A 14,361-nucleotide genomic window follows, 5' to 3' on the forward strand; every position below is an offset into this window, starting at 1 on the left:
TGGTCGGCGGAGGTCAGTGCGGGGGTGCGGGCGCCAGCATGATGGCGCGGGCGATCTCGACGGCGTCGGCCAGTTCGGCGAGGTCGATCGACTCGTCCGGGGTGTGGGCGTCGGCGATCGAGCCCGGCCCGAGCACCACGGCGGGGATGCCGGCAGCGGCGATCTTGCTGGCGTCACTGCCCCAGCCGGTGCCGATGGCGTCGGCATCGCGGCCCACCCGGGCGAGAACGTCGCGCACACCTGCGACGAACCGGTCGCCCGGGTCGTTGTCCAGGGCCAGGTCGGTGAGGAACGGTGGCTCCACGGTGACGTCCTCTCCGAACCGGTCGGTGATGCGGTCGCGAAGTTCGCGCCACACCTGCTCGGGATCCTCACCCGGCAGCGTCCGGCGGTCCAGGCTCACGGCGCACTCGTTCGGCACCGTGTTCGGGCCGGTTCCGCCGCCGATGAGGGCGGGCACGAGGGACGCCGGGCCCACCAGTGGGTGCGGGGCGTCGGCGAGCGACGGCGTGACCTCCTCGGCGAGAAAGGTCACCACCCGGGCGATGGTCTCGATCGGGTTGTCGAGTCCCCAGGGACGGGAACTGTGCCCGCCGGGGCCGGTGGCGACGATCCGGCACCGCATCACGCCCTTGTGGGCCACCACCGCCCGAAGGTCGGTCGGTTCGCCGACGACGGCGCCGCTCACCTTCGTGGTCGCGTCCCGTTCGAGGTCCTCGAGCAGGCGCAGCACACCCCGGTACTCGTGCTCCTCGTCCGCGACGCCCGCCACGATGACGGTCCGCGGGGGCGGCTGCGGCGAGCGCGCGACGTCGCGCAGCGCGATCAGGAACGCGGCCAGCGGTCCCTTCGCGTCGCACGCTCCGCGGCCGAACAGGCGCCCGTCGCGCACCGTGGGCGTGAACGGCGGGGTGGTCATGTGCTCCACCTCGACCGTGTCCAGGTGGGACTCGAAGAGCACCGCGGTACCGGGGTCGCGCCCGGGGACGGTGGCGACGACGTTGCACCGCCCGTCGACCACGGGCCGGACCTCGGCGGCGATCCCCTGCGCGGCACACCAGTCGGCGATCCGTTGGGCCACCGGCGTCTCCGCGGGCTCGGCCGCCCCCCGTGGGTTCACGCTCGGGACGGCGACCAGGTCCGAGAGCAGGGCGGTCGCGTCCGGGTTGATCGTGTCGGTCATGTCCCTCAGCCCTTCACGGCGCCGGCGGTCATGCCGGCGACCACGTACTTCTGTCCCAGCAGTGCCATCACGATCATCGGGGCCGTAATGCTGACGCATGCGGCCATCAAGGCGCCCCAGTCGATGCTGGCGTAGCCGATGAAGTTGAAGATCGCCACCGGCAGGGTCCTGGTGTTCGTGCCGGACAGGACCAGGGCGAACACGAAGTTGTTCCACGAGAAGATGAAGGACAGGATCGCCGAGGTCGCGATGCCCGGGACCACCAGAGGGATCACGATCCTTCGGAACGCCCCGATGTGGGTGAGCCCGTCCACCCGCGCGGCCTCCTCGAGCTCCACGGGCACGCCCTCGAACACCCCGATCATCACCCAGACGATCAGCGGAACCGAGATGAACATGTGCGAGATGATCAGCGAGCTGTAGCCACCGACCATCTGCAACGACGCGAAGATGAAGTACCACGGCACCAGCAGCGTCACGTGCGGGATCACCCGGGACAGCAACACCAGGCCGGACGACTTCGCCATCCCGAACCGCTGCATCGAGAACGCCGCAGGCACCCCGATCAGCAGGGAGAGCGCCGTCGAACCGACGCCGATCACGAGGCTGTTGAAGAAGAACTGCAGGAAGTCGGCCTGCGCGAAGACGGCCGAGTAGTTCTGCAGGGTCGGCGTGAAGGAGAACGTGCTGGACGGGTCGTAGATGTCGATGTTCGTCTTGAACGACGCGAGCAGCATCCACACGATCGGGGCCAGGCAGATCAGCCCGAACACGATCAGCAGAACGGCCCGGAGCCCGACGAATCCTCGGGACTCGAGGGAGGAACGCGCCTTCACCGGACCTTCTCCTTCCGCCGCATGTTGAGCACCACGAGCACACCGACGATGATCAGGAAGTAGATCAGCACCAGGGCCGCGGCCATGCCGTACTCGTTGTAGTCGAAGCTCAGGGCGTACGCGTAGATGTTCAGGGTCTCGACCTCGTGCGAGGACCCACCACCGGTGCCCTTCGTCACGTAGAGCAGGTCGAAGGTCTTCATCGCGTCGATGCTGCGCAGGAGCAGCGCGGCGATCACCGTCGTCTTCAGCATCGGCAGGGTCACGTGCCAGAACCGCTGCCAGTTCGAGGCGCCGTCGATCCGGGCCGCCTCCTGCTGTTCCTCCGGTAGGCCGACGAGCCCGGCGAGCAGGATCAGGATCACCATCGGGGTCCACTGCCACACGTCCACGAGCATCAGGGTGCCCAGCGCGGTGGACGGGTCGGAGATCCAGCCCTGGGCGGGTAGCCCGAGCCAGCCCAGGAGCTGGTTGGCGAACCCGACCGTCGGTTCGAAGATCAGCAGCCACATCATGGCCACGGCCACAGGGGTGGCCACCAGCGGCAGCAGCATGACCACCCGGATGAGGCCACGCCCCATGAACGGGCGCCGGAGCAGCAGGGCCACGGCCATGCCGATGGTCATCTCGAGGGTGACCGCGACGGCGGTGAAGATCACCGTGCGCCACACCGCGGGCCAGAACCGCGCAGTGTCGGTGAGGATGCTGACGTAGTTCTCGAACCAGACGAAGTCGAAGGCCCTCTGGATGGAGCCTTCCGCGTCGGTGAAGCTCAGCACCACGGTGTACAGCAGCGGCACCACCATCAGGGCGATCACGAAGATGATCGCCGGTGCCGCGAGCACCCACTTGCGGTGCTTGTTGGCCCAGTCGGAGAACCCGTCCCAGGGTCGCCGCGGTCGACCGGTCACCACTGTGCTCATCCGTGCCCACCTCCTTCGTCGTCGCCGCCGTGCCGCGTCAGGACCGACCCGGGCGGCCTCGTGCTCAGGGTCACTCGTTCTCTTCGGCGAGGAACTCGTTGAACGCCCCGTCGGCGGCGTCGAGTGCCGCGTCCACGTCGCCGCCCTCGATCGAGGTCACGATCGGGTCGCCGACGATGTCGCGGGCCCGGCTGACGTTCAGCACCACGGGGTGGCTGTAGCCGACACCGACCTCCGCGCTGCTGCGCTGGGCCTCGGCGAGGTCCGCCGGGATGTCCGGCATCTCGGTCTCCCATGCGGAGGCCCGCGCCCCGATGACGCCGTTCTCCTGCGCCACCAGGGTGTTCTCCTGGTTCGTCGCCCAGCGGATGAACTCCCAGGCGGAGTCCTGGTTGTTGGAACTGCCCGGGACGGCGAGCGCCCAGGACGGCACGTTGGTGGGGCGGGAGCCGGCCGGCCCCTCGGGGAACTGGGCGAAGCCCACGACGTCGCTGACGGTCGAGTTCGCCGGGTCGGTGGCGTTGGTGTAGAGGCTGTCCGCCTCGGTGTAGAACGCGGCACGGCCCTGGGTGAAGATGCCCATCGCCTCGGGCCAGCTCATGTTCGTGACTCCGGGCGGGCCGTAGTTGCGGAGCATGTCGCCGTAGAAGGTGTAGGCCTCCCGTGCCTCGGGGGTGCCGATGCCGGACGTGCCGTCCTCGGCCACCCAGTCGGCCCCGTAGCTGTAGAGGAAACTGGAGAACTGGGTCACCGCAGCCGCGCGGGCGCCGCGGGAGACGAACCCGTACACGTCGGGGTTCTGGTTCTGGATCGTCTGCGCCGCGGCCTCGAGTTCCTCGAGGGTCTGCGGGACCTCGAGCCCCGCGGCCTCGAGCAGGTCGGTGCGGTAGTACAGCACCTCACGCTCGGTCGCCAGCGGCACCCCGAGCACCCGGTCCTCCAGAGTGACGGACTCCTGTGGGCCCTCCTGGAAGTCGCTCCAGTCCCATTCCTCGTCCGTGGTCGCGTGCTCGGTGAGGTCCGCGAGCCACCCGTTCCGGTCGAAGGTGCGGATCTCCTGGAGAGGACGGACCATCATCACGTCGATGTCGTCGGCGTTGGCGTTCAGGCGAACGTTGAGCTGCTGCGAGAGCTGATCCTCGGTGTAGGAGGTCACCTCGACGTTCAGGCCGGACTCGGCCTCGAAGTCCTCGACGTTCGCCAGCACCGCGTCGGTCCACGGGTGGTTCGCGACGGCGATGTTGATCGTGTCGTCCGTGCCACCACCGCTGCACCCGGCCAGGACCATCGCCCCGGTGGCGAGGGTGGCTCCGAGCATCCACGTGCGCCGATACCGCATACTCATGTTTCCTCCATCGGTGACTCCGTCGTCGGGCCGGTGGCGGTGCCAACCGGTGCGATCTAACCGAACTTCTATCAAGTTAACGGAATTTCTACAGTACGCTGGACATGCTGTCAAAACACCCGAGGAAGGGCCGACATGACCGACGCCGACGTGGAGAGCGCCCCGGCCGGGGCGAAACCGACCTTCGAGAGCATCGACGACCTCTACGCCGTGCTGCATCCGGTCATGCGCGCGATCACGAGCGCCGTCGGCCCGCATTGCGAGGTGGTGCTCCACGACCTCACGGCGCGGTCGATGGAGAGCACCATCTACGCGATCGAGAACGGGGTGGTCACGGGCCGCTCCGTGGGTGGACCGTCGACGAACCTGGGCCTGGGCGTGCTGCAGGACGAGCAGGCCAACCACGACGCGTTCGGCTACCACGGACGTACCTCCGACGGCCGTGACCTGCACTGCTCGTCGGTCTACTACCGCAACCGGGCCGGCTCGGTGATCGCGGCTTTCTGCATCAACATCGACCTGACCGCGGTCCAGAACGCCCAGGCGATCCTGGCTGCGCTGCTGCCGGCGGACGGCGAGTCCGCACCCCAGGAGATCGTCGGGCCCGACATCCAGATGGTCCTCGAGGACATGATCGACACCGCGGTCAAGTCGATCGGCAAGCCGGTGAGCCTGATGACGAAGGCCGACCGGATCAAAGTGCTGCGGCTGCTCGAGGAACGGGGCGCGTTCCACATCAAGCGCGCCGTCGACCGGGTCGCTGCCCGCTTGGGCATCTCGAAGGTCACCGCCTACAGCGACCTGGAGTCGGTCCGCAGCGCCCGCTAGTTCGGCGTGAGCCCGCGAGCCGCGCGGTTCCTAGCGCCAGCCACCCTGGGCCACCACGGACCCGGTGACATCCCGGCGATACCGACCGGGCGAGCGCCCGGTGTGCTTCTTGAACGCGACCCCCATGTACTCCGCGTGCGGAAAACCGAGGTGCTCCGCGATCCGCGTCATGGTCCAGTCCGTGGAGCCGAGCAGCTCTGCCACCTGGTTCATCCGCACCCGCAGGATCTCGGTGTGCACGGTCCGGCCCAAGTGCTTGAGGAAGCGCAGGTCGAGGGCCCGCCGGGACAGGCCCACCTCCCGCAGCACCTCGGTCACGGTGATGTTGCGGCCCGCATGGTTCCGGATGAAGCGCAGCGCCTGCGCCACGGTCACGTCGTCGACCGAGAGGAGGTCCGATGACTGACGCACCACCACCCGGACCGGCGGGATCAGGCGCAGTCCGGGTTCGACGGTCTCCCCGGCCATCATCCGATCCAGGAGCTCGGCCGCGAGGTACCCGGTGCGTCGCGTGTTCGGCTCGATGCTGGAGAGGGCGGGCGAGGAGAGGGTACCGAGCAGTTCATCGTTGTCGACCCCGATGACGGCCACCTGGTCGGGAACCTCCAGGCCGGCGATCTTGCAGGCCTCCAGCACCTCCTGGCCGGCGATGTCGTAGGCGGCGAGCACACCCACGGGCCTGGGCAGTCCGGCCAGCCACCGGACCAGTCGGTCTCGGTCGGTGGCCTTCTTGCCGGTCGGCCGCAGTCGGAACTCCAGGGCCGGGGCTCCATACACCTCCGAGTGCTGGACGAAGCTCTCCGCTCGCTTCACCGACCAGCCATACCGAGGGTCGCCACAGAAGGCGAAGTGCCGGATCCCCCGTTCGGCGAAATGCTCGACCGCCCACCGGGCGATCTGGTCGTCGTCCGTCTCCGCGCCGGGCAGTTCCGGCACCAGCCGACCGGCGGAGAGATCCACGGCCGGCAGTCCGAGACGCCGCACGAAGGCAGCCGCCTCCGGGCTCTCGATCCTCGCCAACACCCCGTCGCCGGTCCAGCCCTCGAGCCACGAGAAGTCGGTCTCGAGCCGCGAATGCTCCACCAGATAGAGCGACCAGCCCCGGTGCACCGCGACGTACTCACGCACCCCGTGCAGGAGCCCGCGCGCGTACCCGTTGGAGGTCTCCACGAGCAGCGCCACGTGTCTCGTCGACTCCGATCCGGGCACGTAAATATTCTACAGAGTCCTGCTAAATTACGCATGGTGATCGGCTGGGCCGCTTCATACGGTGGCAACAGGAGGTCACAGATGACGACAAGCGTTCGCATTGCCATCGCAGGTCTCGGCTTCGGAGCCGAGTTCATTCCCATCTACCAGGCACACCCGGACACCGAACTGGTGGCCGTCTGTCAGCGCAGCGAGGATGCGCTGCGTCGGACCGCCGACCACTTCGGGATCGAGGGCCGCTACACGAACTTCGACGCCATGCTCGCCAACCCGGACATCGACGCGGTGCACATCAACACCCCGATCCCCGACCACGCGGCACAGTCGATCGCGGCCCTCCGGGCAGGCAAGCACGTCGCGTGTACGGTGCCGATGGCCACCACCGTCGACGAGTGCCGTGCCATCGTCCGGGCCGCTCAGGAGAGCGGCCGGAACTACATGATGATGGAGACGGTCGTCTACTCCCGTGAGTTCCTGTACGCCAAGCAGCTGCTCACCGATGGCACCCTTGGCCGGATCCAGTTCCTGCGCGGCGCGCACCACCAGGAGATGGCCGGTTGGCCCGGGTATTGGGAGGGGCTGCCGCCGATGCACTACGCGACCCACGCCGTCAGCCCGTTGCTCGCGCTGACCGGCACCCTCGCCGAGAGCGTGGTGTGCCAGGGATCCGGCCGCATCTCCGAGGAGCTGACGGCGAAGTACGGCTCTCCCTTCGCCGTCGAGTCCGCGCTGCTCACCCTGCGCGACTCCCCGGTCGCCGCCGAGGTGGCGCGGTCGCTGTTCGAGACCGCCCGCGAGTACGTGGAGAGCTTCACCGTGTTCGGCGAGCACGCCACCTTCGAGTGGGAACAGACCCAGGGAGTCGGCCACGTGCTGCACGTGGGCGAGCAACCCGAGCGGGTGGAGGTCCCCGACTTCGCCCACCTGCTGCCCGCCGAGATCGCCCCGTTCACCACCCGCGGGGTCTATGACGACGACAACCAGCACCTCTCGTTCGTCCAGGGCAGCGGCCACGGCGGCTCACACCCCCACCTCGCCCACGAGTTCGTGCGCAGCATCGTCGAGGAGCGCGCCAGCGCGATCGACGCTCCCACGGCGGCGAACTGGACGTCCGTGGGCATCTGCGCCCACGAGTCGGCGATGGCCGGCGGCGAGCGGATCCAGATCCCGGACTTCGCGGCGGTACGGCTATGAGCACCGGACCGAGGGTCAGCGTCGCCACGATCTGCTTCGACGGCTTCGGCGACGAGAACTTCGAACCCACCTTCGCCCACGCCCCGGCCCTGGGGATCCGGGAGATCGAGTTCAACACCTGGTACCCCCGCAACCTCACGCCCGCCGGGCTGGACTCGGTGCGGCAGCGCAGCGAACGGGCCGGGCTACGGCCCGCCACCCTGCAGGTGTCGCCGTTCGCGCCCGGCCCGGACAGTGCCGACCTGACCCGCGAGAGCAGCCGCTGGCTGTGGCTGCTCGAGGCCGCGGAGCGACTCGGCGTCGGCGTGATCAAGGCCACCGGCTCGGCACGCGGCACCCACGGCGGCCTGGACGCGGTGATCGACCTGCTCCGGGTGATCGCCCCGATCGCGGCCGAACGCGGGCTCACCATCGCCGTCGAGAACCACGCCAACAACGTCCTCGAGCACCCCGAGGACTACGACGAGTTGTTCGCCGCGATCGGTACCCCCGCCGTCGGCATGTGTCTGGACACCGGGCACTTCGCTGCCTCCGGGCACGATCCGGTCGCGGTGGCCGGCCGGTTCGCCGACCGCCTGGTCCACCTCGACCTCAAGGACTGCGCCGGCATGGTCGACGGCGCTCCACAGTTTGTCCGCTTCGGTCACGGCACCGTCGACTTCGACGCCACCCTCGCCACGGCCGTGTCGAACGGATACACCGGGTACCTCGTCATCGAGCTGCCTCTCATCGACCGCGCAACGATGGCGGCCGACCTCCGTGCGGGAGCCGAGTTGGCCCTCCGCCACACCCCCGATTTCACCTCCCCCCTCTCGACATAAGGAGTTCCCCCATGTCGCAAGTTGGCAAGGACGCCACCGGCCGTTTCCACCGACTCCCCCGAACCGCCCGCCTGTCCGTCGCGCTCGTCGGTACTGCCGCCCTGGCTCTACTGACCGCCTGCGGCGGCGACGACGGCGATCCGCCCTCAGCCGAGGACGTACCGTCCGAGGGCCCCATCGCGATCACCTGGTACGGCTCGGACGCGCGCAACGCGGCGGTCCAGCAGGTGGTGGACAACTGGTCCGCGGAGAACCCGGACGTCCAGATCGAGACCCAACCCACCACCTTCGATTCCTACTGGGACCGGGTCTCGGTGCAGGCCGCCGCGGACAACATCGCGTGCGTCGCGGCCATGCAGTCGCGCTACCAGGCCCGCTACGAGGACCGTGGCAACCTGCTGGCGCTCGACGGGCTCATCGAGGACGGCACGATCGACGTCTCCGGCATCCCCGAGGTGGTGCTGGAGAGCCAGCGTGCCGCCGACGGCCACATCTACGTGATCCCCTACGGCATCTGGTTCGAGGGTGCCACCTTGAACGTGCCGCGACTGGCCGAGTTCGGCCAGACCCCTCCGGACGCGTCCGGGTCCTGGGTCGACTACGTGGACTGGGCCCTCGGAGCCCAGCCCAGCATGCCCGAGGGCACCTGGGCGATCGCTGACCGCGGCGACCAGATCACGCAGTTCCAGGCCTACGCCCTCGGCCAGGGCGAGACCCTCTTCGGCGACGGCGAGGTCGGCTTCTCCGAGGAGACCCTCACCTCGTGGTTCGACCTGTGGACGCGCGCCGTCGACGGCGGTGCCGCGCCCCCGCCGGACGTGAACGCCGAGTACGCCGGCGTCCCGACCACGCAGTCCCTGATGGCCGTGGGCGGCGTGCTGGTGAGCAGCACCGGTGACAACAACATCTCCGACGTCCAGATCGCGCTGGACCAGAACGGCCTGGGCACGGTCAGCATCGTCGCCTCCCCCACCGATGGCGTGCCGCAGGTGGTCGGCGCGAACGGCTGGTCGATCTCGGCCAACTGCACGAACGTGGCCGCCTCGGCGGACTTCATCTCCTCGTTCGTCAACACCCCGGAGAACGCGACGATCCTGGAGACCCAGACCGGACTGCCGCCGGTCACCTCGGTGCTGGAGGGCCTGCAGGAGGACCCGGAGGTGTCGCAGGCGATCAAGGACCGGATCGCGCTCTACTTCGATCTGCTCGACCAGGGCGCCACGGTCGACGTCTGGCCGGACGGCGCTCAGGCGCTCGTCTCGCAGATCGCCACCAGCTACCAGGAGGTCGCCTTCGGCCAGACCAGTTCGCAATCGGCCGCGGCTGACTTCATCGCCCAGGCGAACGCCGCACTCTCCGGGTTCTGACCCCGACGCAGCAGCACTCGGGTGGGGCCTCGGGGTCGAGGCCCCACCCGGATCAGGAAGGATCGACGATGATCGACACCCATGGGCAAACCGCGGCAGCGTCCGCGAGGCCCACGACCTCTGACGCGTCCGCTGACCCGGCACGCCGGGGCCGACCTCCCCGCACGGCGTGGACCGAGGCGCAACGCACCACGGCCGCCGGCTACGCGTTCCTCACCCCGTGGCTGCTCGGCTTCTTCGGCATCACCCTGCTGCCGATGCTCGCCTCGCTCGTGCTGTCCTTCACGAACTTCTCCGGCTCGTTCCGGACCGTGGAGTGGATCGGCTTCGAGAACTACCGGCTGATGTTCACGGTGGACCCCGCGTACTGGCAGTCGGTGCGGGTGACGTTCACCTACGTGCTCGTCTCGGTGCCGATCATGCTGGTCTTCGCCCTGACCGTGGCGACCCTGCTGAACAAGGGCATCGCCATGCTCGGCCTGTACCGGACCATCTTCTACGTGCCCTCGCTGCTCGGTAGCAGCGTGGCGATCGCGGTGCTGTGGCGGTTCATCTGGGGCGAGACCGGGCTGTTGAACAACGTCCTGGACCTGTTCGGGATCGTCGGGCGCAGCTGGATCGGCCACCCGGACACGGCGCTGCTGACGATCATGGTCTTGAACGTGTGGACGTTCGGCTCCCCGATGATCATCTTCCTCGCCGGGTTGCGTCAGGTGCCGGCCGAGCTCTACGAGGCGGCCGGGCTCGACGGCGCCGGCCGTCGCCAGCGGTTCTGGCACATCACGCTGCCGTCGATCTCACCGGTGGTGCTCTTCAACGGGATCCTCGCCGTGATCGGCGGCTTCCAGGCCTTCACCCAGGTCTACGTGGTCAGCGGCGGCACCGGTGGGCCGGCCGGATCCACGCTCTTCTACACCCTGCTGCTCTACCAGCGAGCGTTCGGCGAACTGCGGTTCGGCTACGCCTCGGCGATGGCCTGGGTGCTGCTCCTGATCATCGGTGCGGCCACCGCCGCGGTGTTCGCCAGCGGACGCTACTGGGTCTATTACGGAGACGAACGATGACCACCTTGGCAGTCGCGCGTCGGCGGCACCGGATCGTGCCCTACGTCGCCCAGCGCACGTTCATCCACGTCGGCCTGGTCTCGGCCGCGTTCGTGATGGTCTACCCGTTGCTGTGGATGACGGCGACGGCGTTCCGTCCGTCCGAGCAGGCCCTGATCGAGGATTCCCTGTGGGTCCCGGAGCCCACCCTGGAAAACTTCGTCCAGGGCTGGAGCGCGGTCGGTCAGAGCGGGTTCGGGGTGTTCTTCCTGAACTCCTTCATCGTGGCGGGCCTGGCGGTGATCGGGAACGTACTCTCCTGCGCCCTGGCCGCGTATGCGTTCGCCCGGCTCCCGTTCCGGGGGCGCAAGTTCTGGTTCGGCCTGATGATCGGCACCATCATGCTGCCGATCCACGTGCTGCTGATCCCGCAGTACCTGCTCTTCAACGCGCTCGGCTGGGTGGACACGTTCCTGCCGCTGATCGTGCCGAAGTTCCTGGCGACCGAGGCGTTCTTCGTGTTCCTGCTGGTGCAGTTCTTCCGGCTGATCCCGCGGGAGATCACCGAAGCCGGCCGGATCGACGGCTGCGGACACCCGCGGATCTTCCTTCGGCTGATCCTGCCGCTGTCGGTGCCCGCGCTGACCACCGCGGCGGCGTTCTCGTTCATCTGGTCCTGGAACGACTTCCTCCAGCCACTGATCTACCTGACCAGCCAGTCGAACTACACCGTGCCGATCGCCCTGTCCCTGTTCGTGGACTCCTCGGGCACCTCCAACTACGGCGCCCTGTTCGCGATGTCCCTGCTCTCGCTGATCCCGGTGATCGGCTTCTTCCTGGCCTTCCAGAAACTCCTCCTCGACGGCATCTCAACGACGGGACTCAAATGACCAGCCCCACCCCTCGACGATTCGACAACCGCACCATGGCCGTGACCGGCGCCGCCTCCGGCATCGGCCGCGCCACCGCCACCCGTCTCGCTGCCGAGGGCGCCCAGGTGGTGCTCCTGGACCGCAATCTCGACGGCCTGGCGGCCACCGAGCAGGCCGTCCGGGAGGCCGGCGGGCAGGTCCTGGCGCATCAGCTGGACCTCTCCTCCGAGGCCTCGGTGACCGAGACCGCGCACACCCTGGCCGCCGAACACCCCCGGCTGCACGGCCTGATCGGGTGCGCCGGCGTGGTCCACATCGACGGCGTGCAGGAGAACCCGTTCCTCGACCGCGGCCTGGCCGGCTGGGACCTGCTGTTCGGCGTGAACGTGCGCGGCATGGCCCAGCTGGTGCACGAGCTGGTCGCACCCCTGGTGGCCGCCCGCGGCGTGGTCGTCACGGTGTCCTCCGAGGCCGCCTACCGCTCCCGGGCCGGCCGCTGGATCTACGACGCGTCCAAGGCGGCGCTGGTCTCGGTGACCCGCTCGATGGCCGCGGCACTGGCCCCCGACGGGGTGCGGGTGGTGGGCGTGGCCCCCGGCGGCACGATCACCGAGATGCACCTGCTCGACCATGACGACCCGGAGGCGACGCGCAGCCGGATGCGGGCGGCCGGCGGGTCCAACCTGCTCGGCCGGCTCGCCGAACCGGAGGAGATCGCGGCCGCGATCGCGTTCCTGGCCAGCGCGGACGCGAGCTTCATCACCGGCACCACGATCGCCGTCGACGGCGGCGGGGCGGGTAGCCGATGAGCGCCCGGTACGCCCTCGTCGGCCTGGGCAACGTCGGCTCGGACCTGACCAGCGCCGCCGTCGCCGCCGGGCTCGACCTGCACGTCTACGACCTCGACGCCGCGGCCCGGGAGCGGGCCGGCAACGCCGGCGCCGTCGTCCACGAGTCCGCGGCCGAGGCCGTCGACGGCGCAGCCACCTTGGTCCTGTCGCTGCCCAATGCCGAGGTGGTCGACGCGGTCCTCGCCGGCGGCGCCCTGGACGCGCTGCGCCCGGGCGGGGCGCTCATCGACATGTCCACGAACCTGCCGCAGAACGCGGTGACGCTCGCGGCCACCGGCCGCGAGCGCGGCCTCACGGTGCTCGATGCCCCGGTCAGTTACGGACCGGACGGGCTGGTCGCCTTCGTCGGCGGCCCACCTGAGGACGTGACGGCACAGCGGGAGTGGCTGGACGCCGTCGTGACCCAATGGACCCATGTTGGTGCGCACGGCCAGGGCCAGTACGCGAAGCTCGTCCAGAACATCCTCAGCGGTGTGCAGATGGGCGTGATCGCCGAGGTGCTCGGCTTCGCCAGCCGGGCCGGTACCGACCTGGACGCGTTGGCCGCGGCGCTGCGCCCGACCGGCGCGCACTCGCGGATGCTGGAGCGCACCATGCCCGCGATGCGAGAACGGCGGTACGGGTCGGCCGGGACGATGGCGCTGCACGCCAAGGACATGGGCTACGCCCTGCGCGCCGCCGAGCAGATCGACGCCCGGATGCCGTTCACGCAGGCCCTCCTGACCGTGTTCCAGGAGACCCTCGCCGCCGGCGACCCGCGCTGGGGTCAGACCGCCCTGATCGAGTGGTTCCTCGCACAGGACCGGGACGCCACGGACGGAGACGACGAGTGAGCACGACGAGCCCGGACCCGATCGGCGTCGGCATCGTCGGCATGGGCAACAGCGGCTGGTTCTACCACGCCGAGGGCACCCTCGAGCACAGCCCGGACTACACCATCGCGGCCGTGAACGCCCGGACCACCGAGCGCACCGAGGCGGCCGCGGCACGGTTCGGCGCGCGTGGCCACGCCACCTGGCAGGTCCTGATCGAGGACCCGGCCGTGCGGCTCGTGGTGATCGCGACCCCGCACCACCTGCACGAGCCGGTCGCGGTCGCCGCCCTGGAGGCCGGCAAGGACGTCGTCGTCGAGAAGCCGATGGCGGTCACCGCCGCCGAGACCGACCGGATGATCGCCACCGCCGAGCGCACTGGAAGGCTCCTGACGGTCTTCCAGAACCGCCGCTGGGAGCCGACCTTCCGGCTGATCCGGGAGCTCGTGGCGGCCGGGGAGATCGGAGACGTCTGGCGGGTCGAGGAACGCCGCATGCACGCCGGCAAGTACACCGTCTCCGCCGAACGGGCCCACGCCGGGACCGCGCTGGCCCAGTGGGCGCACACTACCGCCGGCGGTGGCGGCGTCGGCTACCTGATCGCGCCGCACCTGATCGACCACCAGGTGGTGCTGCACGGCGCCCGCCCGGAGTCCGTCGCGGCCCTCACCCACACCTACCCCGGCGACGAGGTGGAGCACTACCTCGACCTGCGCCTGCGGTTCCCCGGGGCGCGGGATGCGCGGATCGAGATCTTCCGGGAGAACGCGGTGGATCTGCCGAAGTGGTCGGTGTTCGGGTCCGAGGGCACGATCGTGTGCCCGGACTTCCAGACCCTGCGCCTGGACCGCTCCGACGGGACCAGCCGGCTGGAGACCGGGTTGCGCCCCCTGCAGGCGTGCGACGAGTTCTACGAGGCGCTGGCCGTCGCGCTGCGGGACGGCGGTCCGCCGCCGGTGGACCCGAACGAGGCGGCGGTGGTGGTCGAGGTGCTCGAGGCAGCACACCGGTCAGCGGCAGCGGGTGGGGTCGTGGTCGATCTGCCGTAGTGGCTTCACCAATGGTTGGTGCTGCCCC

Annotated in this window: 14 protein-coding genes; 9 read left to right on the forward strand and 5 right to left on the reverse strand. The window is 69.4% G+C overall.

The genetic code is table 11. The annotated features are described in order from the left end of the window. Positions 1-13 precede the first annotated feature (13 nt). The 4 genes from EXU48_RS20485 to EXU48_RS20500 all read right to left on the reverse strand — a co-directional run bounded on the left by EXU48_RS20485 (position 14) and on the right by EXU48_RS20500 (position 4,287). The gene (locus tag EXU48_RS20485; protein ID WP_165962924.1) at positions 14-1,183 is read right to left on the reverse strand and encodes a M20 family metallopeptidase; all 1,170 of its coding nucleotides are present in this window, start codon (positions 1,181-1,183) and stop codon (positions 14-16) included. 5 nt (positions 1,184-1,188) lie between these two features. Next, on the reverse strand, positions 1,189-2,019 hold the full coding sequence (locus EXU48_RS20490) for a carbohydrate ABC transporter permease (RefSeq protein ID WP_235857168.1): 831 nt from the start codon (positions 2,017-2,019) through the stop codon (positions 1,189-1,191). Beyond that, positions 2,016-2,942, reverse strand: coding sequence for a carbohydrate ABC transporter permease (locus tag EXU48_RS20495; protein WP_133109548.1), 927 nt, complete (start codon positions 2,940-2,942; stop codon positions 2,016-2,018). Before EXU48_RS20495 ends, EXU48_RS20490 begins: the two co-directional genes overlap by 4 nt. A gap of 70 nt (positions 2,943-3,012) precedes the next feature. Then, entirely contained in the window at positions 3,013-4,287 is a 1,275-nt protein-coding gene (locus EXU48_RS20500; protein ID WP_235857169.1) for an ABC transporter substrate-binding protein, read from the reverse strand. A gap of 135 nt (positions 4,288-4,422) precedes the next feature. Between EXU48_RS20500 and EXU48_RS20505 the strand changes: the two genes are divergently transcribed. Then, a complete protein-coding gene (locus tag EXU48_RS20505; protein ID WP_133109549.1) occupies positions 4,423-5,115 on the forward strand; it encodes a helix-turn-helix transcriptional regulator in 693 nt (230 codons plus the stop codon). A gap of 30 nt (positions 5,116-5,145) precedes the next feature. Here the strand turns inward: EXU48_RS20505 and EXU48_RS20510 are convergent, their stop codons facing one another. Then, positions 5,146-6,324, reverse strand: coding sequence for a XylR family transcriptional regulator (locus EXU48_RS20510; protein WP_133109550.1), 1,179 nt, complete (start codon positions 6,322-6,324; stop codon positions 5,146-5,148). An 81-nt stretch (positions 6,325-6,405) separates the two neighbouring features. Here EXU48_RS20510 and EXU48_RS20515 point away from each other — a divergent pair, with 81 nt between their 5' ends. The 8 genes from EXU48_RS20515 to EXU48_RS20550 all read left to right on the forward strand — a co-directional run bounded on the left by EXU48_RS20515 (position 6,406) and on the right by EXU48_RS20550 (position 14,333). Next, positions 6,406-7,518: a Gfo/Idh/MocA family protein gene (locus EXU48_RS20515; protein WP_133109551.1), complete on the forward strand. Its 1,113-nt coding sequence runs from the start codon at positions 6,406-6,408 to the stop codon at positions 7,516-7,518. Then, positions 7,515-8,339: a sugar phosphate isomerase/epimerase family protein gene (locus EXU48_RS20520; protein WP_133109552.1), complete on the forward strand. Its 825-nt coding sequence runs from the start codon at positions 7,515-7,517 to the stop codon at positions 8,337-8,339. Before EXU48_RS20515 ends, EXU48_RS20520 begins: the two co-directional genes overlap by 4 nt. An 11-nt stretch (positions 8,340-8,350) precedes the next feature. After that, on the forward strand, positions 8,351-9,706 hold the full coding sequence (locus tag EXU48_RS20525; protein WP_133109553.1) for an ABC transporter substrate-binding protein: 1,356 nt from the start codon (positions 8,351-8,353) through the stop codon (positions 9,704-9,706). Between the two features lie 68 nt (positions 9,707-9,774). Further along, entirely contained in the window at positions 9,775-10,770 is a 996-nt protein-coding gene (locus EXU48_RS20530; RefSeq protein ID WP_133109554.1) for a carbohydrate ABC transporter permease, read from the forward strand. Continuing rightward, a complete protein-coding gene (locus tag EXU48_RS20535; protein WP_133109555.1) occupies positions 10,767-11,639 on the forward strand; it encodes a carbohydrate ABC transporter permease in 873 nt (290 codons plus the stop codon). The genes EXU48_RS20530 and EXU48_RS20535 overlap by 4 nt, the downstream gene beginning before the upstream one ends. Beyond that, entirely contained in the window at positions 11,636-12,430 is a 795-nt protein-coding gene (locus EXU48_RS20540) for an SDR family NAD(P)-dependent oxidoreductase (protein WP_133109556.1), read from the forward strand. Before EXU48_RS20535 ends, EXU48_RS20540 begins: the two co-directional genes overlap by 4 nt. After that, positions 12,427-13,305, forward strand: coding sequence for an NAD(P)-dependent oxidoreductase (locus EXU48_RS20545; RefSeq protein ID WP_133109557.1), 879 nt, complete (start codon positions 12,427-12,429; stop codon positions 13,303-13,305). The genes EXU48_RS20540 and EXU48_RS20545 overlap by 4 nt, the downstream gene beginning before the upstream one ends. Then, positions 13,302-14,333, forward strand: a complete 1,032-nt coding sequence (locus tag EXU48_RS20550) for a Gfo/Idh/MocA family protein (RefSeq protein WP_133109558.1) — start codon at positions 13,302-13,304, stop codon at positions 14,331-14,333. Before EXU48_RS20545 ends, EXU48_RS20550 begins: the two co-directional genes overlap by 4 nt. The last annotated feature ends 28 nt before the right edge of the window (positions 14,334-14,361 follow it).

This window comes from Occultella glacieicola, from assembly GCF_004353825.1.
GTDB lineage: Bacteria > Actinomycetota > Actinomycetes > Actinomycetales > Beutenbergiaceae > Occultella > Occultella glacieicola.